Below are 20438 nucleotides of genomic sequence, written 5' to 3' on the forward strand. Positions count from 1 at the left end.
GTCAGTTAATCCTATTCTGCTAATAATGCTGTGTCCTGATTATCAGCGGCCTTTAAAGAACTCAAATCCTCATCCGGTTCATGAACTTTATGTACACAATGGATCATTTCTTCCGAAATCTCATTGGTTGCGATTGTAACCGGATTATCGATTTTTATTTTCACCAATGGCTCATCACCTTCTACTATTTCTCTCGCCCGTTTAGCTGTTGCCAATACTAATGAATATTTATTGTCCGCTAATTTAATTAAGTCATTTAATGCAGGATATCGCATTGTTACCTCCCAAGTATATCTTCAATTTTATTTTTTAGTCTCTCAGTTCGGCATTTTTCAGCCGTTATGATACTTTGTACCCGTTGTGCCGCATCGCCCAGATCATCGTTGATGACGATATAACTGTAATCATCGGCATTCTTCATTTCTTCATAGGCGCAATTTAAACGCATATCCATTTGTTCTTTACTTTCCGTTCCCCGCTCTTCAATTCGCCGTTTCAATTCCTGCATCGATGGCGGAACAATAAAAATGTAAATACCTTCTTTATAGTTGGTTCGAACCTTAGCTGCGCCTTGGATATCAATTTCCAGAATGACATCAAATCCAGATTCCAATAGATCTTCCACATAATCTTTAGGTGTTCCATAGTAGTTTTCATAAACTGTTGCGTATTCCAGATACTGTCCTTGCTTAATTCTTTCTTCAAAAGCGGCCTTAGAAATATAAAAATAATCTCGCCCATGCTTCTCACTGTTTCTTGGCTGTCTCGTGGTTTCAGAAATTGACAGCCTGAGATCTGGGTTCTTTCGACAAATAATTTTACATACACTACCCTTACCGGCGCAGGAGGGTCCTGATATTACAATGAGAATACCCTTTTCTCGTTCGAAAAAAGATTCTGTTAAATGTTCTTTTTTTAATTCCTGGTTTACTACTGGACAATCACTCATAGATTTATTTAACACCCCTACTCAATATTTTGTATTTGTTCTCTAATTTTTTCGATCTCACTTTTAACATCAACAACACTATTAGCAATCGCTAAATCGCTGGCTTTTGATCCAATGGTATTGATCTCACGGTTTACCTCCTGGATCAGAAAATCCAATTTTCTGCCAACCGGTTCAGTTTCTTCGACCATACCTTCCAACCGATCCAAATGGCTTTGCAGACGGGTTAATTCTTCGTCGATGTTTAACTTGTCGGTCATCACAGCGACCTCAGTTAATAAACGTTTTTCGTCTATTTCAACCGACTCGACGTAGGAAGATATTTTTTCCCGCAATTCACCTCTGTAGCGTTCCAGCATTTCCGGGCTTTTCTCTCTGATCTGTTTAACATAATTTTGAATAACAACACAGCGACTGACAACATCAGCTTTTAAGGCACTTCCTTCACGTTCACGACTGGCATCAACTTCTTCAAGGGCCTTTATTAAAATCGGCTGAATTTTTAGCCAGATGCTCTCATAGTCATCGATATCTTCTTCAATTATAATGACATCTGGAAATTTAGAAATTAAGGATAAACTCAGGTCATCCCCTATCATTGAATCAAGTCGACGAATTTCATTTAATACTGAAATGTAATTTTTAGCAAGATCACGATTAAAGACAATTCGACGATTCTTGATCCCGAATTCCGAATATTTTATAAATATCTCGATTCGTCCTCTGGCAATACTTTGCGAAACTGTATTTCGGATTTTTTCTTCGATTGGATTAAGGGTTTTGGGAATTTTAACAAAAAAATCTCTGAATCGATGATTAATTGTTTTTATTTCTATTGAACAATCAAATTCCTCATCACGATAATCTTTTCGCCCGAAGCCTGTCATACTTTTCATGATGTTTCTCCATTTCCATACACCTAGTAAATTTCAGCATATTTAAAAATCAAACTCATATCCTGGCCACTGCTTTTCTTGTAATTTATGCATTATTTAAACAAAAGATTATTAAACACTATGGCACAATTTTTATCATAGTTGTTTAATCAATACACTATATCTAATCCTTATAAAAATGTCAACGATTCCCTACTCATTAAACACTAAATAGATTTTGGTTACACTTTACTTAATCAATTCTTATTTCTTGATTTTAAAAACCCTTTTATATCGGTGAATAACATGATAAAATCATCCTATCACGATCTGACTACTTGAAAGGAGCATTTTTATATGGCTTATGATGGCGTAACCCTGTATCACTTAATCGAAGAATTTAAACCCCTCTTAATTGGAGGTCGAATACGAAAAATTTATCAACCGGAGCTCGATGAAATCCGGCTTTTAGTTAACCATGGAAATCAAAAACACCATCTCTTACTTTCTGCCAACACCGGCAATCCCCGCGCCTATTTGACAGAAAAAATGAAAGAAAACCCCAGTGCGCCGCCAAGTTTTTGCATGGTATTGAGGAAATATATTCTCAATGGTACTATTGTTGCGATTACCCAGCATGAAACTGATCGCGTCATGGAATTATCTATTTCATCCAAAAATGATTTCAATGAAACGGTTGTCCGAAAATTACTGGTTGAAATAATGGGTCGAAACAGCAATATTATCCTGGTTGATGAATCCATGAAAATTCTCGATTCGATGAAAAAAGTAGGTTCGACTTCCAGTCGTTACCGTCAAATTCTGCCGGGACGAGATTACGTTTATCCTCCGGAGAATAATCGCCATGGATTTACTGGAATTGACGAGAAACATTTTTATGAACTCTTAACCAATCATCGCAACTTGTCAGTAGAAAAATTTTTTATTCAGGCGTTTCTCGGTATCAGTCCCAACATCGCTAAAGAGATTGCCTTCCGCAGCGGTGTCGACCCCCATTCTAATGGATCCGATCTCACCAAAAAGCAAACGCAATTTTTATATGCAGGATTTGCTCAGGTTGTTAACGAAATAGAACAACACGCTGTCCCTGTGATTCTCTATCTGGGGCGGAAAATGGTCGATTTTTCGACCGTTGACCTCCACTATTTACGGGCCGATCATCGCAGTGAGACATATCCGTCTATTTCAAAAATGCTTGAAGCCTATTACTTTAAACGGGATAAAGCGCTACGCTTCAAAACTCGGGCGGCCAATCTTAGTCAGCAGCTTGATCTTCTGGTCAAAAAAAATATTAAAAAGCTGGCCAACCTCCAACAGGATGTGGAGGCCTCCCACAAAAGCGAAAAATTTAAACTTTACGGCGATTTAATCACCGCCAATATTTATGCCATCCAAAAAGGTCAGGAAATTGCGACTCTGATTAACTACTACGATCCCGACTGTCAAACCCTCGATATCCCGTTAAAAGTCAATCGTACCCCGGCTCAAAACGCCCAACACTACTATAAAAAGTACAACAAAAGCAAAATTGCACTAAAACATCTCGTTGGTTATATTTTAGAAACTGAAGAAAAAGTCTATTATTTGGAGAGCTTGGTCAACAGTTTAAACCAGTCCACTGAGTTAGCCGAACTGGATGAGATCCGCCATGAATTTCTCCATTCTGAATTTAACAAAAAGGCGCTTTCGAAAGAAGATAAGAAAAAACAGGTTCCTTCAAAACCCTTGCATTATATTTCATCCGAAGGCTTCCATATTTTTGTTGGTAAAAACAATTACCAGAATGATTTCATATCCACTAAAATGGGCAAAAACGAAGACTGTTGGCTTCATGTCAAAGATGCTCCTGGTTCCCATGTACTGATTGTGGCTGGTGGACGCTTCATCACTGAAAAGACACTACTGGAAGCTGGCAATTTGGCGGCATGGTATAGCAAATCAAAAGGTTCAAGCAATGTCGCCGTTGATTACCTTGAGTTTAGATACCTCAAAAAACCGAGTAAAGCCAAACCGGGCATGGTTATCTTTACCCATCAAAACACCATGTATGTAACTCCAACTCAGGAAGCTATTGAATCAATGGACGTTTTTGTCGATTCGGTTTAGCTTATTTTAGATTCTTTAATACCAATTTAAACGCTTCTGGAAGCGGTGTTCTAAAAACTAAACGTTCACCCGTTCGAGGATGTGTAAAACCCAGAGTATGAGCATGGAGACATTGACCTTCCGTCTTAAAGGGGTTGTTCTTGTCTCCCTTCCCGTACAATGGATCTCCTACCAACGGATGGCCGATTTTTTCCATGTGTACTCGGATTTGATGCGTCCGGCCGGTTTCCAGCTGAAAACGCAGGAGGGTATACTGGGCATACCGCTTAACAACTTCAAAATGCGTAATCGCTGATTTTGAGTTTTTTTCCACCACCGCCATTTTTATTCTGAGCTGTTGATGTCTGCCAATGGGCATGTCCACCGTACCGCGATGGGGCTTAACACTTCCTTTTACCAGACCGTAATAGCGTCTGAGGATACTATGCGCCTTAAGCTGCTCTGATAAGCTGTGGTGTGCTACATCATTTTTTGCGATCATCAATAAGCCAGAGGTATCCTTATCAATCCGGTGAATAATCCCCGGTCGCATTACCCCGTTAATATTCGATAAGTTCTTGGTGTGAAAAAGCAATCCGTTAACAAGGGTTCCACTGCTGTTTCCGGGAGCAGGGTGAACGACCATTCCCTGGGGCTTATTAACAATGATCACATCGTCATCTTCATAGATGATGTCAAGTGGTATGTCTTGAGCTTGCATATGACATGGGACCGGATCTGGAATCGTTAAGGTGATGTTTTCTCCTGATTTAACATGATAACTTGCTTTCTTTTTCTCTCCATTAACCAAGACATCTCCAGCCGTGATCAATCGCTTAATATATTCTCTTGAATAATCTCCTGGCAGCGCGCAGCAAAAATGATCCAGTCGCTGCTCTGTCTCTTCTGGTACGCAATATTCAATTCGCTGTTTAGTCATAAAGCACGCTCCCCTTTTTTATCATATGTATCGATCCACTTCTAAACGAATATTTCCTTTTTTAGTTCGCTCATCCATACTGATTATTTTCGCCTTACCTTTGCCGCGTAGTGAAAGAACATCGCCGGGGTTCAGTCGAAAATCATTTTTACTAATCTCTGTATAATTCACCCGCACCTTACCCTGCTTGATAAAAACAAGACTGTTCTGTCTGGAAAACCCCCATATTTTATTAATAATCCCATCAAGTCGGTTCGAAGCCACAACCACCGAGATCCGCTTGAAGTTCTTTTCAACGCTCTGGATCTGTTGATAATCTTTAATCTCTTTTTTTATTTCTCTACCTTTTACCTGATTGAAATTAATCCATAAAAAATCCCGTAGTCGTTGATGCGCAATGATCTGCACCTTCTCCTCGCCGACATCGATATCACCAATGCTCTCACGGGTTATTCCCAGATGCATGAGTTCCCCGAGCACATTACGATGGTCTACAGGGATTGTTTTATTAAACGCAATGGCAAAAATTGGCCATTCCAGGTCATCTGAGCATACATAATCCGGATAGATACAGAGCATTTTTCGTTCAGCATCCGGATGTCCTCCAAAAAATAGATAAGGGACACCACTTTTTTTAATGGTGTCCTCAATTTTCTTTTGAAAAACTTCATCATAAAAATCAAAGAATCGGGGTTCGAAATTTTTCTCACAGGCATCAACGATGCGTGATAATAAAAAAACATCTTTTTTTTCGGTCATAAGACATCCCTTCAACATTTACGTATGAATTTAATTTAAAATATAAGCATAATCAACATTTTATAAAGCGGAAACAACACCATTTGCAAGATTAGTATTGCTGCAAACGCCGATAAATCCAATGATCCGATGACTGCAAATCGTCGCAACGGTGATAAAATAGGTTCGGTTAAACCATAAATCGTCTTAACGACAATATTATCCGGATTTGGTCTTATCCAACTAAAAACAATGTTAATAATAATTAGAAATGTTACCAATCTTAATAATAAGTAACCCGCCTGAATGAGAATCCCCTGAATCATAGACGACCTATTCCATATCCTCATCCCACTCTAAAATAGGGGCATTGAAATCCAAATCATCTTGCTGAGGATTGGTCAAAACAGCGACAGCTTTAGGCGCTAAAATGAATACATTATCGGCTATTTTATTGATCGATCCATCTAATGCAAATAAAGCCCCACTTAAAAAATCGAATATTTTTCGTCCGTTTTCATAATCGGTATTTTTTAAATTCAGTACCACAGTCTTATTGTTGCGAATCTTATTACAAATACTTGGAGCATCTTTAAAAACCTCAGGCTCTAATACTAAAACTTCTGGCCCATCGTCAAGGGATAATTCATTTCGTCTTGAAGGAGTCGTCTTTTTTGCCTTTGGCGCACTGAAGGCACTTTTCGAATCATCGGTGTCATCATCGTAAACATCTTCCTCATAAATTTCGTCATATCCATCCTCATTATCCACTTCCATGCCAAAAACCTTAATAATTTTATCCTTAAATTTTTCTGCTGCCATTGTATATCTCCTAACTAACTAAATATTTTGCGTCCAACTCGTATCATATTGGAGCCTTCTTCTATTGCAATGGTATAATCATCAGTCATTCCCATGGATAGGTAATTCATTTTAATTACCTCACCCCAAGATTCCTCTTTTATTCTATCATAAATTCGTTTTAATTCCATAAAAATCTCACGAATTTTTTCATTATTTTGGGTTAATGGTCCCATTGCCATCAGTCCTTTGACTCTGACAAACTGACAACTGGGTATCACTTCTAATACCGCATTTAGATTTTCAGCAAGAATTCCTGACTTACTGTCTTCCCGAGCCAAATTTAATTGGAGCAAAACGTCTGTAACAATGCCCTGCTTTTTACTTTCCTTTTCGATTACATTAACTAATTCAATTGAATCAACTGAATGGATCAAAAATGTTTTTCCAATCAGATACTTTACCTTATTTTTTTGCAAATGACCAATGAAATGCCATCGCGAACGATCCCCAATAACCTCATATTTTTTGAGGAAATCCTGAACCCTGCTTTCACCAAGGTCATGGATACCCGCATCCAGTACCGCCATGGTATCTTCGATACTTTGATATTTGGAAACAGCCACAAGGGTAACATGATCCGGTATCTCTGATTGTATTTGATTGATATTTTCTGAAATCACAGTTTTCACATCCTTATGGATAAATACTAATACGCATACCACTGCTTAGCTTTGGATTATCCACCGTTTTAAGAATCGCATTACCACCATTATATTTTTCTACCACAACTGGCAATGATTCATTGAAATACCCCTTAGTCACTGTGTTAATCCTTGTTTCATCATCTTTTTTATAAACAGCACTTTTGGGTATTTCATAGGCACTGTAGTCCTGAATGTAAACATCGGTTTTGCCAATTACGACCTTTGCAAAATCATTGACGTAATCTTTAAGCATCAAAACGATGATTTTCTGATTGCCTTCCTCAACAACATCAACAAAATAGCCGGAGTATACTTTTTCTTCATATTCAAATCGAAGTTTTGGAAAATAGTAAAGCTGATCCACTCGTTTGATCAGAAAATCATAGTATTCCTGATTGATTCCACTGTCAGCCGTACCCATTAATTCAGTTTTAAAAGAAATGACTTCTTCTTCTCCCATAACTATTGTATCACTGGGCATGGAGAAGGCGACATAGATATGGTCGTTATTAACAACCTTCAAAACTTTTTCTGATTCCTGATCAACTTTACCGGCTGTTTTAAGGAATGTCGTATTAACATAGGGAAGCATGCTCTCGCTCAACGCTTTTTCAACGGGTTGTATCGATGTGTAGACATATCCACTTGACAACAGTCCCAATTGATTAAGGGCGATATTCCGGTCTTCTCCACCCAGCAATCCCACCAGGGTCTGCCGCTTTTGCTGAAGTGCCGATAAATCAAGTCCCATGTATTGGACCGATTCAATCAAAAACTTTTTCTTCTCCCGCTCAGTTTCTCCAATCTGATTGGTAATACTCGAAATCCCCTGATAATTCGACACGATATCACCAACAATCCGGCTCCAATTGTTATAATACTCTTCTTGAATAATTGTGTCAATCACTTCGATTTGTTCATTCAGATAGTTCGTATTTACAACCTTGGGTGTATTCGTCAACGGTTTGTATCCATTCGCCTTTTCGCCTTCAATAAGCGAAAGATCCGATCCCTGAAAATCATCGATCATCCGGTAATCAATATCTTTAAAAAAATACATCTCTGTTTTATATGATTCGGTATATTCTTTTTTTTCAAGCAATAAGCTCATATTACCTCGATAACTCGAAATAAAAATTATTGCTACAATAAAAAAAAAACGATGCCAACAACAATTTTCTTTAAAGAATTGACTCGTCTATTATTTTTTCTTTTAATTTGTCCCATATATTCACCTTAAATAGAAATGGTCTGAGTGAGAGGATTTGAACCTCCGGCCTCTTGACCCCCAGTCAAGCGCGCTACCAAGCTGCGCTACACCCAGACAGTAAATATATTATAATGATAAACGCAGGATTAATCAAGCTTTTTTTTATTTAATTCATTTAAACCGATTAAAATACATCAAAAATTAAGGGTATCGACGTTAATAAAACGTCGATACCCTTAAGGTTAATTTCCCATCCGTTTTTCCATGGGTGTGGAAACAGTGTCAACTTTTTCAACAATAGCAATAATCACCGGCTGATATTTACTGCTGAATCGTCCCTGTCGATCAATCTGTCGAATCACCAGATAAGCAATAGCCGTCAGACAAATGCCAGTAAAAAATGAAGTCAGGACTTGATCCCATCCAAGATTTAAACTGCCCACCAAATAATACGCGCCACCACTCCCCAAAATAAAAGCAAGTAGCGGTATTCCATACATAATAAATGCCGCCACAAAAACATTGGCAAATTGCATCTCAACCTCAACGGTTTCACCGCTTTTTGCATGGATTGGGTTTTTGGCTGTTGTCAGCATAACCGATTGATCTTTACTGACATGACAGGCTCCGCAATCACCACAAGCCGAATTGCGTTTAATCTCAACTTCAGCCGTGCTACCCCGAAGCGTTTTTACGGTCCCTATTTCTTTCATTACAATTCATCCACACTGATACCCAAATCAATGAGTTGATCAAGACTCGCACTAGCTGGCGCATCCATCATCAGGCAACCATGATTTTGAGTTTTTGGAAAAGCGATGACGTCGCGGATGTTATCATTGTCAGTAAGCAGCATCACCAGACGATCCAACCCAAAAGCTAAACCACCATGAGGCGGTGTCCCATATTTAAGCGCCTCAAGCAAAAATCCAAATTGCTCCCATGCCGATTCCTGGGTAAAGCCAAGGGCTTTAAACACTTTTTCCTGAATATCCTGATTATGAATACGGATGCTTCCACCGCCCAGTTCAATCCCATTCACAACCATATCGTAGGCATCTGCCCGAACTTTCAAGAGATCTGTTTCCAAATACTGCAAGTCTTCTTCTAAAGGCATGGTAAAGGGATGATGTTTCGCTGTGTAGCGGCCAGCTTCCGGATCGTATTCGAGCAGCGGAAAATCAGTTACCCAGAGAAAATTATATTGATCGCTTAAATCAAATCCCAATTTACGCGCCAGTTCCAGTCTTAGTTGGCCTAAGGCATTACAGACTATTTCATTGGTATCGGCAATAATGAAAACTAAATCCCCCGGTTTGGCATCGGTTTTCGCAAAAATCGCTGCTTTTTCTTCGTCTGAAATGAATTTCAGAATTGGTGATTTCATCTCGCCTTCAGATACATCAATCCAGGCCAGACCTTTGGCCTTATAAATCTTTGCAAAATTTTCCAATCCTTTGATGCCCTTTTTGCTCAATTTATCCTGGGCGCCTTTTGCATTAATAGCACGAACACTACCGCCTTTTTTAACTGCGCCGGAAAAAACTTTAAATTCCGAGTTTTCCACGATTTCAGATAAATCAATCAGTTTTAAGTCAAATCGGGTGTCCGGTTTATCTGAACCATATTGATCCATGGCTTCCTGATAAGTCATCCTCAACATTGGTGTTTGGACCTCTACCCCTTTTACTTCCTTCATGATTTTAGCAATCATGCCTTCGTTAATCGCAATGATATCATCTTTATCAATAAAGGACATTTCCATATCAATTTGAGTAAACTCCGGCTGACGGTCCTGTCTTAAATCTTCGTCACGAAAGCATTTTGCAATTTGATAATAACGGTCAACCCCGGAAATCATTAAAATTTGTTTATAAAGCTGAGGTGACTGAGGCAAACCAAAAAATTTTCCTTTTTGTACTCGCGATGGCACCAGAAAATCTCTGGCTCCCTCTGGTGTCGGTTTGGCCAGCATTGGCGTTTCGACTTCCAGAAAACCTTTTTCATTTAAAAAATTTCTGGCAATGGCAGCCGCCTGATGTCGCGTTCTTAGTATTTTCTGGTATTTGGGTTTTCTCAGATCAAGGTAACGATATTTAAGTCGCACGGCTTCATTCGTCTGATCGTTGTCTTCGATATAAATCGGTGGTGTTTCCGATGAATCCAGAATTTTCAACTCCATAATTTCGACTTCAATTTCACCGGTCGGGATATTTTTGTTGACATTTTCCGGGCTTCGCAAGACTACCTTGCCTTTGACCGACAAGACATATTCATTTCTGACCTTTTCGGCAATCGCAAAGGCTTCTGGTCGTTCTTCGTTAACAACCAGTTGAATCTTTCCAGACCGGTCTCTTAAATCAATAAACAGTACCCCGCCGAGATTTCGGCGATTATCTGCCCAGCCAGCCAGTTCAACAACTTGATCGATATCACTTGCCGTTAACTCGCCACACATGGTATTTCTATAATAAGTATTCATTCTACCTCCGATAGCTTAAATTATTTTATCTTCTTAACCTTTATATTATAATGAAGATGTCGGAATGATGTCAAGCGGTAAAAACGAATGAAAAACAGATTTTTTTTACGTGACGATATTACAATTTTAATTTTCGTCCATAATCATCGTCAAATCTCACGATATCATCTTCTTCTAAGTAATTACCTATTTGAACTTCAATAATCTCCAAAGGGATTTCACCAAAATTTCCAACTCTATGTTTTTGGTTTTGATTTATAAAAACACTTTCTCCAGCATTCAAGATGCTCTCTATTCCATCTACTGTTATTTTAGCAATTCCCCTTGTGATTATCCAATGTTCACAACGAAAAGCATGTGATTGATAACTTATCTTTTTTTCTACATTGATTGTTATTTTTTTTACTTTATAAGCATACTTTTCTTCAGCAATAATTTCATAATGACCCCAAGGACGATAATCCTTATTATGATATTTTACTCTATTATCGTTTCTTGATTTAAGTATTTCAACAATATTTTTCACTTCTTGCGACTGTTTTTTTTTGCATATCATTAATACATCACGATTATCAATAACAATATAGTTGTTCAAACCAATAGTAGAAATTAATTTATTGTCCTCCGAATAAATATAATTATTGCTTGAGTTTATCATAATGTTATCCTTATTTTCAATTATATTGTTGTTTTCATCTTTCACAAACAATCCATCGAAAGCATCAAACGTGCCTAAGTCATTCCATTCAACATTTAATGGTACAACTGCAACTTTATCGCTTTTTTCCATAATTCCATAATCAATTGAAATGCTTTTTTTGATTTTTCCGAAAGCCTCACCAATATTCTTTGAATTTTCGAATGCCAAATAAATATTATTTTCATAAATCATTACTTCATGAATAAATAGTTTTGAATTAAACATAAAAACACCACTATTCCAAAAAAATCCTAAATTGACATATTTTACAGCAGTATCATAATCAGGTTTTTCTATAAATTTCTTCACCTTAAACCCGTTTAGTTTTATTGTTCCCGGTTCAATATAACCATACCCGGTATTAGGTGTATTTGGTACTATTCCAAAAGTTATTAACGAATCGTTTGCTAGATCTGTTGATTCTTGTATAACAGAAATGAATTGTTGTTCTTTCTGGATAATATGATCTGAGGGAAAAACCACGATAATCTCATCCGTGTTTTTCGCAGTCTGATAAACACCTGCATAAATTGCAGGCAGAGTATTTTTTCCCTCAGGTTCAATAATTATGTTATCTTTATTTATTTTGTAGCCCAACTCCTCTATTGAGTTTTTTACTAAATACATATATTTTTCATTTGTAGCGATGTAAATATTATTGATCTCAGTAAGTAATAAACTTCTACAATACGTTTCTTGGAACAATGACCTTCTCTTCTCACTTAAACGAATAAATTGTTTCGGAAATCTATCACGACTCAATGGCCAAAGTCTTGTACCACTACCACCGGCTAAAATTATTACTTTCATCTCAATTAGTCCCTTCGTTACCATTACTTTTGTATGACATTCAGTATCTAAAGCTATCTTTCAAAATCATCCTCCGAATTCTCCTCTTTTATAGAATTCTCTTTTATGTTACCTTCAACGTAAGAATCACTTATTGAGCTCTTTGTTATATCATTTTCTAAATATGAATCATTAATTTCCTCATTAGTATTTCCCATATCTTTTGCGGCTTTTTCAAATCGACCTTTTTTCTTTAAAACTTTAAATAAAACAAATATATTTAATATGATTAATAATAATGCTAAAAACAACAGCCAAATTGGCAAACCTACTGATTTTTCTATGATATATTTTATTCTTTCCCATGTAAGTGGGACTTTGTTATCTTGAGCAGATAAATTATCACCAAACAAATAATTTGTAGCTACTCCATTTTGATTGACTATCGAAATTTGGTCACTTAACCTATTCAACTTATTCGTATCGCTGAGAAATTCAGCAACGTAAGTCTTTATACTTGGGTCATACATTAAAACATATATTTTTTTATTAAAATCCCAAGGGGATCGTATTACTTGAAAAACTAATTTTTCAGATAGTGTTTCATTTGCTACTGATAAATTTTCTTTTATTGTAAACCCATCATCTAATGGCAGTATCCCTAATCTTACACTGACCTCGTCCGGGAGCCAAAGATCATTAAATGACCCAAAGAAAATCATATTACCCTTTTTCGCATCCTCAGTTAATCCATCCGATTCTGGGCAAACAATAAAATCAGAGGTCACTCCATTTACCTGACCAATTTTTGTCGACAAAATATTCATTATATTTAGTGTATCTGCATCATAATCTGTAGGCATTCCTACTGTTATACTATTGTTTTCTGCTGTTATACCAAAATATGGAAAACTAGTTAAAGTTGGATAAACGCCTGTATCACTCGGTTCTAAATATATTTCAGACTGTTTTTCAATTACTGTCCATGCCGTATCGGAGAAATCCTTTGAACAATCAATTTTCCCAAGATAATTATAAACCTCAACGCGAACCTCTATTGTCTCACTTTCACGAATCTCCTCAGGAATTTTCACCTTTAAACTACCTCCATCAGCATTTGAATTAGAGAGTTTTTCACTTCCAGCCGGAACATTATTTAAATAAACAGTGATGAGCGAATTGTCTGAAAGCAACGCTTCTGAGTGATGATATCTGAGCTTTATATAAGAATCATCACCACTTTCTATACCTCCAGGCTGCTTAAAAATAAAAGTAGCCTTCTGATGAAATGCTCCTGCCAAATTTACATCATCATATTCAAAATCAGAAAAACTGTAATAACCTGTTTCATTTGAGTTAATGTCAATTGCGCTATTTTCAGATACAACCGATGAAACTTTTAATTGCGCTTCATTAATTTGTTCCAAATACGAAATATTTGAAAAGAAATTTATTGCTTTATCAAGACCAATTTCATCCCTACCAGAAATTAGTGCATTGCCATTCTGTACCGAAAGAAAGCCTTCCTCCGAACTCAATGAATCTGGAAGTAAAAGGATCGAGGAGTTAGTAAAGTTATCAACAGTTCCTATAAACAACTTATTTTTTAAAGAAGGATCCGAAGCTTCTCTAAATGATACTCTATTACTTATCAAATTTTTATTTCTATTAAAAGCTCCTATTGATGATGAAATTTTAAGCATTCCTTGTAGAACTGCTTTATCTGGATTCTGTGGCAATACATATTCATTTTGAATCCTATATTTGTCATTAAAGCTATTGTAAAAGAAAGAATACAAATTACCTAGATAAGGTGTTCCAAATTGAACTATTCCTATTCGGAAATAAGAGTCGGGATCAAATCTCACCCAGTTACTAGGATTATCGATATCGGCACAATCACCTTCAATAGATCTTTGAGCCGTTGTTATTGACATCTCATTTAATTCACCAATTTTCATTACTTCTGAAGGAATAATCACTTTCCACCAAGATTGATTATTATCAGTAATTTCATGAATCCACTTCGTTTCGAGTGTTGTTCCATTCACTGCAAGTGTAATGCTCGAGCGATCATTTATAAGCGTATTAGAAACTTTCATATCTAAATTTAAATAATTCTCACCTCCAATAACTGTACCTTCAGGAATCGAAAACCAAAATGAAGCCGTATTTTTAGGCAAGTCTAATTGCACACTTTCTTGAAAAAGTTGAATATCGATATATTTACTATTACTCTCCAGCACTTCATTGATAGTATTTGCTTCAACTATATTACTTTTTTCAAAACTATCTTCCTCTTCTGCATAAACCTTAAACGTAAATACATCAAATAAACAAAGTAAGCTAAATACAAATAAAAAATGTAATAAAACAAATTTAACAAGTGCTTTCTTTTCCATATGTTTCACCAATTGAAGTTCTCCTTGCTATTCTTGAATTTTTGAATTTCATTGCTCATTTTTTCTAGCGTCCACGTCTCAACTTTTATATTCTTATTTTTTGTCATTCTCGGTATTAGATTAAACAATTGTTTAATATATTGCAGCGTCACCACGTAAGAAAGTTTTGATTCACCATCATTTCTCTGATCAAACACATATGGGATCTGAACAATTTTTGAATAGACACTCACCGCCATAATTTCAACACAAATCTTCCATCCGATAGGGTTCAAAGCACTTTTATTTATGATACTCCGTTTTATCATAAATATTCCACTTGTTACATCAGACACATGTCTAAGGTTATATATTGCTATCTTTCCAAGTCGTCTTGCTACAAATGAAACAAATTTTCTCCAAAAATTAAGTCCTCCATCACCACCACCGGGAATAAATCGGCTAGGTATACACACATCAGCATTGTTCATCATAGCACAATACATAGGTAGTAAAATCTCCGGTGGGTGCTGCATGTCAGCATCCATAACCGCAAATATATCACCACTAGCAATTTCAAAACCTCTTACTACAGCCGTTGCTAAGCCCTTTTTATTTTCTCTATGCTCTAATTCTATCTTCACAGTACATTTTTCAGCGGCCTTTCTTATTACCATTGGTGTTTCATCAATACTATCATCTACAAAAATTACTTCATAAGCAATTCCAATAAGAGTTTTCTGTATTTTTTCTAATAAAAGACTAATATTTCCAGCTTCATTGTAAACTGGTACGATAATTGACAAGGTTACATTTGCATTTTTACCCACCTTTGTTTGAACCTCCAATTCATAATTATCACTTTATTCAAAAGCAACGTTGTCTTCTTTTACCGAATCCAATCCATGATGAGTTTTTTCCCAATAAAACGGATTTTTCACTAATTGAAAAAGCGCTTTATAAGCCGCAATACTCATTAATATCCAATAAATAGGTGTAAATAAAGCATATTTAATAATTGAGTAGGAAAACTCTTGTCTTTTTTTTAAAACGCAATCTCGAATTACTGAATACATTCCAATAATATTCGTATATGTAAACATAAAATTACCGACCAGAAATAGTATTACTGCAGTATAATAAAAGGCTCCTGGAAATAAATTCTGTATCCACCCTGCTTTAGTAAATATCCACATTATCATTAAAAACCAAAATACTGGATTGATCAATGGTAAGAGTGGCGTGCCAAGAACCATTGCCTGATAGCCAACAAAACCTTTTAGTCCAAGTTCTTTAAGTAATTTAAGCGGGTGTCGCATGTGAACAAGCCATGTTTGCATATACCCTTTAATCCATCTGGAACGTTGTCTTATCCAGTTTCCAATGTCAGAATTTGCTTCTTCCCAGGTTCGCGAATCCAAAACAACAGTTTTATAACGGAACTTGAAGAGTCTTACACCTAAATCCGCATCTTCTGTTACATTAAAAGGATCCCATCCCCCAACCTCTTTAAGAAAATTTATTTTAAAATGATTGGATGTTCCTCCGAGGGGGATCGGTACATTCAATTGCATAATACCTACTAATAAATTTTCAAACCACATGCTGTATTCTTGCGTAAATAACCGTGTTAATACATTTTGTGTACTGTTAAAATAATTAAGCTTTGCTTGTACACAAACATATTCTTCTGGCAGTGATTTGAATGAAAGATAAACTTTTTTGAGTTGGTCTTTTTCGGGCCGATCCTCTGCATCAAAAATAACAACATAATCGCCTTTAGCTTGAAGCAGACCGTAGTTACATGCTTTTGGTTTTGTCTGGGGTTTAGAACTTGGCACAATTAAAATGCTAAAGTAGTTTTTTAAGTTCATGCCACGTATGACTTCAATTGTTTCTTTGTCGTCCTCTTCTAGAAGAATTTTTACATCTAATTTATACTGTGGATAATCTAGTTCACTAATATTTCTAATCAACTGTGCAACCACTTCTTTTTCTTTGTATACCGGAACTAATATCGTATAAATTGGTAATTCTTTTTCATCAATAGCTGTTAGTTCTTCATCACAGAATTTTAGTTGCACATTGTTTTTTTCTCCAAGTATTACAATATATAGTTTAAGCGCTGTCATAATTGCATAAATAGCTTGAAAAAGTAAATTAACAGCTATCAGTGTATTCGACCAATTAAGCATCATACAAATTACTAGTAAAACAACCGAACAAATAATACTAGTAAGTTGACCTGTGCTAAAAGTGACTATTGCAGAATTTCCCGGTTGCGAGTCATAGAGATCAAATATACTTTTGTGTTTCTCAATATTCTTAAATCGTGCCTCCCAATACTCTTTCATTTCCTCATCAGTTACGAGAACTTCTTCAACAGGTTTCCCAAGAAAACCTTCAATTTCATTAATTACAGAAGACTTTAAACGATCATTTACTGCGAGAATAAAACAGTCTGTTCTTTCAGTAATAACTACAGCACTATATTTTTTTGCAAGCTGATATGGCAAATTTTTTGTTTTCCAGTAATCTGATTCTACTCCCGGTCTACCTATTTCAAACTGTATCGATAACTCTCGATATAGAGTTTCTTGATCAACATAACCCAAAAATACTAAAATATCTCCTATTTTCCCCCCCGATTTATTTTGCATATCAATTGCTTCGTCCATTTGAGCTTGACTTATTATACTTTTCTCTACGAGAACCTCCCCAATTTTCCCTTTTCTGTTTATATTGTTTTTTAGCACTTTCTCAATTTGCTCATTTGTTACAAAACCCATGCTAATACAAATATTGCCAAATCGACCGCCATATTTCTTCTGAAAATCTATCACTAATTCCAATTGTTCTCTCGTTATTAACTTTTTCTCTAATAATAACTCACCTAACTTCGTGAATTTATTTTCAAATATAAAATTAGATAAATCACTTGAAGTGATATAACCATACTGAACTAGAACATCTCCAATCAACCCACCTTTTTCATTTTGGATTCTAATCGCCTCTACAAGATTCTTCTCAGTAAGATAACCTGCTTTAATTAATCTATCACCAAGTCTTTCTTCCACTATTCTCACCACCTAATTAATTACACGAAATAATTTAAACCCTTCAAAACTTTCTTCTTCAACACACCATTCTTCTCCATTTTCATATAAGTTTTTATAATACATATTGATCGCATCGAGACTTCCAGCACCACTTGGATCTGGTATCAGAATATATTGTATACCATTATGCAGAGGATCATTAATTGATTCATAAAAATTCTGACTACTGCTTACTACTAAATTTTCAATGTTATTGACATTCAACATTACACCGCTTAAGGTAAAAACATCCATTAGGATTTTTTCATCTGGTATTTCATTGTTTATATAGTCTGCTATTATATAGGATTCATTAGCTAACCGGGCGAACAACTCTTCTTTTGCAAGATCTTTGTCTTTTAATGCATTAAAACATAACAATGATGAAATTATAAGGCAGCTTACAATAATTATTTTATTAAATTTTAATTCTTTTGACTTCCATTCAGAGATTTCATAAGGTAACCAAGCAATACATATAGGAAGACTATATGAAAAAAAACGCAACCAACCATAAGAATTCCCTTTTATAAGCATAAGATAATGGAATGCTAGCATTATTATTACGAGTATCGCAAGAGAAATAAAGTCATATTTTATTATTTTCTTTTGTATTAAACGCATTCCCATGATTGTAATAAATAAGGGTAAAAATGGTAATGCTCTTTTCAAAACATATATTAAAACCTCAAAGTATGACCCATTTATAGATGCAAAATAACTCTGCGATACATTGGAATAAACAGAATTCAAAAAATATAATGGATTTCCTGAAATTACAAAGTTAAACAATATCCAAAGAAGAATAATATATACTAATGGTAAAAAAGTCAAAATCAAAGTGCCTTCTATATAATAGTATCGTTCTTTTTTATTATTTTTCAAAATATATTGCTTCTCATCGGGGTTAAACAGTATATTTAAAACACTACAAATAGCAATGGCAGTAGCAAAAGGAATTGCTTCATATCGGGTTAAAAACAATCCCGCCAAGGCAAATCCAAGATGTATCATGTACTTACTCATTCCAAATTTTATCCATTGTGTTATACTGCATACACTGTAAATTATAAAAAAATATGAAATGGTTTCACTCATCCCGTTAGCACCATAGAAAAATATAAATGGGTTCAATGTATATAACAGGGTTACCAATAACGCGTAGCCATTTGGCACCTTAAATTTATGAAACGTTTTTAAAATCATACCGGCTGAAAGTGCCGCAAAAAAAGCCGTAGTAATTGTTCCAGAAATTCCTTTTGAAGCGATCGGCCTCCATAATTCAGCTAAATACATAAATGGAATCTGGACAGTGCTTGGCAACGGATTCCAGACAAGACCAATAGATGCGTATCTCTGCGGTTTTATAAAAACAACATAAAAAGCATTTGCTGTTCGACTAAAAGAATCATTAAGTAAAACTCCCATTCCATACCCTAAATATATTCCATAGGCGGCCTCGAGTAAAAAAACAATTCCAATAATAAGCCAAAAGAACTTCTTATTGTTATTTCTATTTTTAATTTTTTGAAAAGGTTTTACGATTTTTAGACTGTTTGAATTGTATTCTAAGCCACTTTGCTTTTTTTTTGAATTTTTATTAATTACTTCGATTCTATCTTGATAATAAAGATTATTTTTTTTCTGTTGTCCGAATCTAGCCGTATTGTTATCAGCAATTCTATTTTCTATGTTGTTAATCTCGTTACTTTTTGCAGTAACTGCATTTATATCTATTTTTCTTGAAGATAAAACTTTATTACTCTTATTGTCTTTTTTTATACTCTTTATTTCTTGACTAAATTTAGTAATATGAACCAATTTGTTCTGTCTATGACTATTATTGGCATTAATTTCGTCAGCTGTTTTTTCATCGTTCATCCGTTCCAGCTGTTCAGTCATCATGCAGCAAAGTTGATTGAATTCTGGATCTTCAACTCTCCTTTCACTAATCTGTTCAAGAAAACTATTTGCTTCATTACATATTTGCTGTAGACTTATTTTGATATTGCCACTTTTTAAGTGGTTTATTGTCAGAATATAGTCTTCATTACTCAAATAGTGCGAAAAAATATTCGAGGCAAATGTTTCATCTATATTATAAATGCGTTTTACTAGATCAGACATACAATTATGAATCACTTCAAGTTGCGACATTAATCTACAGTTTAGGGCAACATTCACACTTTTGCCCCGATACAAATCGGGTTGAATGCTCAGAAAATCAACCATTGCCATGACCATGGATTCCATTTCTTCAAAAAGTAAATTTCTTCCTGTTTTAATACTATAAGCATAAACCTTTTTCCGGAACTGACTTAAGGTCTGTTCATTAAACGATTGTTTGTCGAGATTCGTTAACTGAAGGGCATATTGGAAACGTAAGTCACTAATCAAAAACCTTAAAAACTCATCATCTGTTAAATTAAACACTTCCTTTAAAATCAATGCACCAACAACTGAACTGATCGGAATATTTGTATCTAAATCCTGCCCTTCATTAAATAAAACTACAAAACGGTCTTCATTAATTGATGATAAAATGATCTCAGAAAAACGTTTATCCCATGATCCCAACATAAATTCCAGAGATTGGCCAAAGTTTTTTAAAATATAATTATCAAAATCTAATTGATTCAATTTATTTGTAAAAGGCATCGCT

The 20438-nt window shown here is 35.4% G+C and carries 17 protein-coding genes and 1 tRNA gene; 1 reads left to right on the forward strand and 17 read right to left on the reverse strand.

All coding sequences use genetic code 11. From position 1 onward, the window contains the following. Positions 1–11: 11 nt before the first annotated feature. The 3 genes from rpoZ to ACIZ62_RS10945 are packed head-to-tail and all read right to left on the reverse strand — an operon-like array spanning position 12 to position 1845. A complete protein-coding gene (gene rpoZ / locus ACIZ62_RS10935; protein ID WP_111886617.1) occupies positions 12–275 on the reverse strand; it encodes a DNA-directed RNA polymerase subunit omega in 264 nt (87 codons plus the stop codon). Positions 276–277: 2 nt separating this feature from the next. After that, positions 278–949 carry a guanylate kinase gene (gmk, locus tag ACIZ62_RS10940; RefSeq protein WP_204355449.1) on the reverse strand — a complete coding sequence of 224 codons (672 nt, stop codon included), beginning with the start codon at positions 947–949 and terminating at the stop codon, positions 278–280. Between the two features lie 17 nt (positions 950–966). Continuing rightward, positions 967–1845 carry a YicC/YloC family endoribonuclease gene (locus ACIZ62_RS10945; protein ID WP_322518985.1) on the reverse strand — a complete coding sequence of 293 codons (879 nt, stop codon included), beginning with the start codon at positions 1843–1845 and terminating at the stop codon, positions 967–969. A 336-nt stretch (positions 1846–2181) separates the two neighbouring features. Between ACIZ62_RS10945 and ACIZ62_RS10950 the strand changes: the two genes are divergently transcribed. Next, entirely contained in the window at positions 2182–3951 is a 1770-nt protein-coding gene (locus tag ACIZ62_RS10950; RefSeq protein ID WP_111886616.1) for an NFACT family protein, read from the forward strand. Between the two features lies 1 nt (position 3952). On the opposite strand, the gene ACIZ62_RS10955 is transcribed toward ACIZ62_RS10950, so the two are convergent. From ACIZ62_RS10955 to ACIZ62_RS11020, 14 genes are all read right to left on the reverse strand, one after another. Beyond that, the gene (locus tag ACIZ62_RS10955; protein ID WP_111886615.1) at positions 3953–4870 is read right to left on the reverse strand and encodes an RluA family pseudouridine synthase; all 918 of its coding nucleotides are present in this window, start codon (positions 4868–4870) and stop codon (positions 3953–3955) included. Between the two features lie 21 nt (positions 4871–4891). Beyond that, entirely contained in the window at positions 4892–5629 is a 738-nt protein-coding gene (locus ACIZ62_RS10960; RefSeq protein WP_414150155.1) for a YlmH/Sll1252 family protein, read from the reverse strand. Positions 5630–5664: 35 nt separating this feature from the next. After that, the gene (locus ACIZ62_RS10965) at positions 5665–5958 is read right to left on the reverse strand and encodes a YggT family protein (protein WP_414150156.1); all 294 of its coding nucleotides are present in this window, start codon (positions 5956–5958) and stop codon (positions 5665–5667) included. Beyond that, positions 5942–6430, reverse strand: a complete 489-nt coding sequence (locus ACIZ62_RS10970; protein ID WP_414150157.1) for a cell division protein SepF — start codon at positions 6428–6430, stop codon at positions 5942–5944. The genes ACIZ62_RS10965 and ACIZ62_RS10970 overlap by 17 nt, the downstream gene beginning before the upstream one ends. A 14-nt stretch (positions 6431–6444) precedes the next feature. After that, positions 6445–7092: a YggS family pyridoxal phosphate-dependent enzyme gene (locus ACIZ62_RS10975; RefSeq protein ID WP_414150158.1), complete on the reverse strand. Its 648-nt coding sequence runs from the start codon at positions 7090–7092 to the stop codon at positions 6445–6447. Between the two features lie 13 nt (positions 7093–7105). Beyond that, positions 7106–8227 carry a hypothetical protein gene (locus ACIZ62_RS10980; RefSeq protein ID WP_414150159.1) on the reverse strand — a complete coding sequence of 374 codons (1122 nt, stop codon included), beginning with the start codon at positions 8225–8227 and terminating at the stop codon, positions 7106–7108. Between the two features lie 136 nt (positions 8228–8363). After that, positions 8364–8440, reverse strand: a tRNA-Pro gene (locus tag ACIZ62_RS10985). A 128-nt stretch (positions 8441–8568) separates the two neighbouring features. Beyond that, complete coding sequence (locus tag ACIZ62_RS10990; RefSeq protein ID WP_414150160.1) at positions 8569–9039, reverse strand: SoxR reducing system RseC family protein; 471 nt, start codon at positions 9037–9039, stop codon at positions 8569–8571. After that, positions 9039–10808 carry an aspartate--tRNA ligase gene (gene aspS / locus ACIZ62_RS10995; RefSeq protein ID WP_414150161.1) on the reverse strand — a complete coding sequence of 590 codons (1770 nt, stop codon included), beginning with the start codon at positions 10806–10808 and terminating at the stop codon, positions 9039–9041. The genes ACIZ62_RS10990 and aspS overlap by 1 nt, the downstream gene beginning before the upstream one ends. A gap of 118 nt (positions 10809–10926) precedes the next feature. Further along, positions 10927–12318 carry a mannose-1-phosphate guanylyltransferase/mannose-6-phosphate isomerase gene (locus ACIZ62_RS11000; protein WP_414150162.1) on the reverse strand — a complete coding sequence of 464 codons (1392 nt, stop codon included), beginning with the start codon at positions 12316–12318 and terminating at the stop codon, positions 10927–10929. A gap of 53 nt (positions 12319–12371) precedes the next feature. After that, positions 12372–14699, reverse strand: coding sequence for a cellulose biosynthesis cyclic di-GMP-binding regulatory protein BcsB (locus ACIZ62_RS11005; protein ID WP_414150163.1), 2328 nt, complete (start codon positions 14697–14699; stop codon positions 12372–12374). 5 nt (positions 14700–14704) lie between these two features. Beyond that, entirely contained in the window at positions 14705–15508 is an 804-nt protein-coding gene (locus ACIZ62_RS11010) for a polyprenol monophosphomannose synthase (RefSeq protein ID WP_414150164.1), read from the reverse strand. A 33-nt stretch (positions 15509–15541) separates the two neighbouring features. Then, the gene (locus ACIZ62_RS11015; protein ID WP_414150165.1) at positions 15542–17755 is read right to left on the reverse strand and encodes a glycosyltransferase family 2 protein; all 2214 of its coding nucleotides are present in this window, start codon (positions 17753–17755) and stop codon (positions 15542–15544) included. Between the two features lie 12 nt (positions 17756–17767). After that, positions 17768–20434 carry a transposase gene (locus ACIZ62_RS11020; protein ID WP_414150166.1) on the reverse strand — a complete coding sequence of 889 codons (2667 nt, stop codon included), beginning with the start codon at positions 20432–20434 and terminating at the stop codon, positions 17768–17770. Positions 20435–20438: the final 4 nt, after the last annotated feature.

This window comes from Acetobacterium carbinolicum, from assembly GCF_047456275.1.
Lineage (GTDB): Bacteria > Bacillota > Clostridia > Eubacteriales > Eubacteriaceae > Acetobacterium > Acetobacterium carbinolicum.

Excerpts from the sequence above, each read along its gene's own strand:
- rpoZ (WP_111886617.1), bottom strand. The coding sequence starts at position 275 with ATGCGATATCCTGCATTAAATGACTTAATTAAATTAGCGGACAATAAA.
- gmk (WP_204355449.1), bottom strand. The coding sequence starts at position 949 with ATGAGTGATTGTCCAGTAGTAAACCAGGAATTAAAAAAAGAACATTTA.
- ACIZ62_RS10945 (WP_322518985.1), bottom strand. The coding sequence starts at position 1,845 with ATGAAAAGTATGACAGGCTTCGGGCGAAAAGATTATCGTGATGAGGAA.
- ACIZ62_RS10950 (WP_111886616.1), top strand. The coding sequence starts at position 2,182 with ATGGCTTATGATGGCGTAACCCTGTATCACTTAATCGAAGAATTTAAA.
- ACIZ62_RS10955 (WP_111886615.1), bottom strand. The coding sequence starts at position 4,870 with ATGACTAAACAGCGAATTGAATATTGCGTACCAGAAGAGACAGAGCAG.
- ACIZ62_RS10960 (WP_414150155.1), bottom strand. The coding sequence starts at position 5,629 with ATGACCGAAAAAAAAGATGTTTTTTTATTATCACGCATCGTTGATGCC.
- ACIZ62_RS10965 (WP_414150156.1), bottom strand. The coding sequence starts at position 5,958 with ATGAGGATATGGAATAGGTCGTCTATGATTCAGGGGATTCTCATTCAG.
- ACIZ62_RS10970 (WP_414150157.1), bottom strand. The coding sequence starts at position 6,430 with ATGGCAGCAGAAAAATTTAAGGATAAAATTATTAAGGTTTTTGGCATG.
- ACIZ62_RS10980 (WP_414150159.1), bottom strand. The coding sequence starts at position 8,227 with ATGAGCTTATTGCTTGAAAAAAAAGAATATACCGAATCATATAAAACA.
- ACIZ62_RS10990 (WP_414150160.1), bottom strand. The coding sequence starts at position 9,039 with ATGAAAGAAATAGGGACCGTAAAAACGCTTCGGGGTAGCACGGCTGAA.
- aspS (WP_414150161.1), bottom strand. The coding sequence starts at position 10,808 with ATGAATACTTATTATAGAAATACCATGTGTGGCGAGTTAACGGCAAGT.
- ACIZ62_RS11000 (WP_414150162.1), bottom strand. The coding sequence starts at position 12,318 with ATGAAAGTAATAATTTTAGCCGGTGGTAGTGGTACAAGACTTTGGCCA.
- ACIZ62_RS11005 (WP_414150163.1), bottom strand. The coding sequence starts at position 14,699 with ATGGAAAAGAAAGCACTTGTTAAATTTGTTTTATTACATTTTTTATTT.
- ACIZ62_RS11020 (WP_414150166.1), bottom strand. The coding sequence starts at position 20,434 with ATGCCTTTTACAAATAAATTGAATCAATTAGATTTTGATAATTATATT.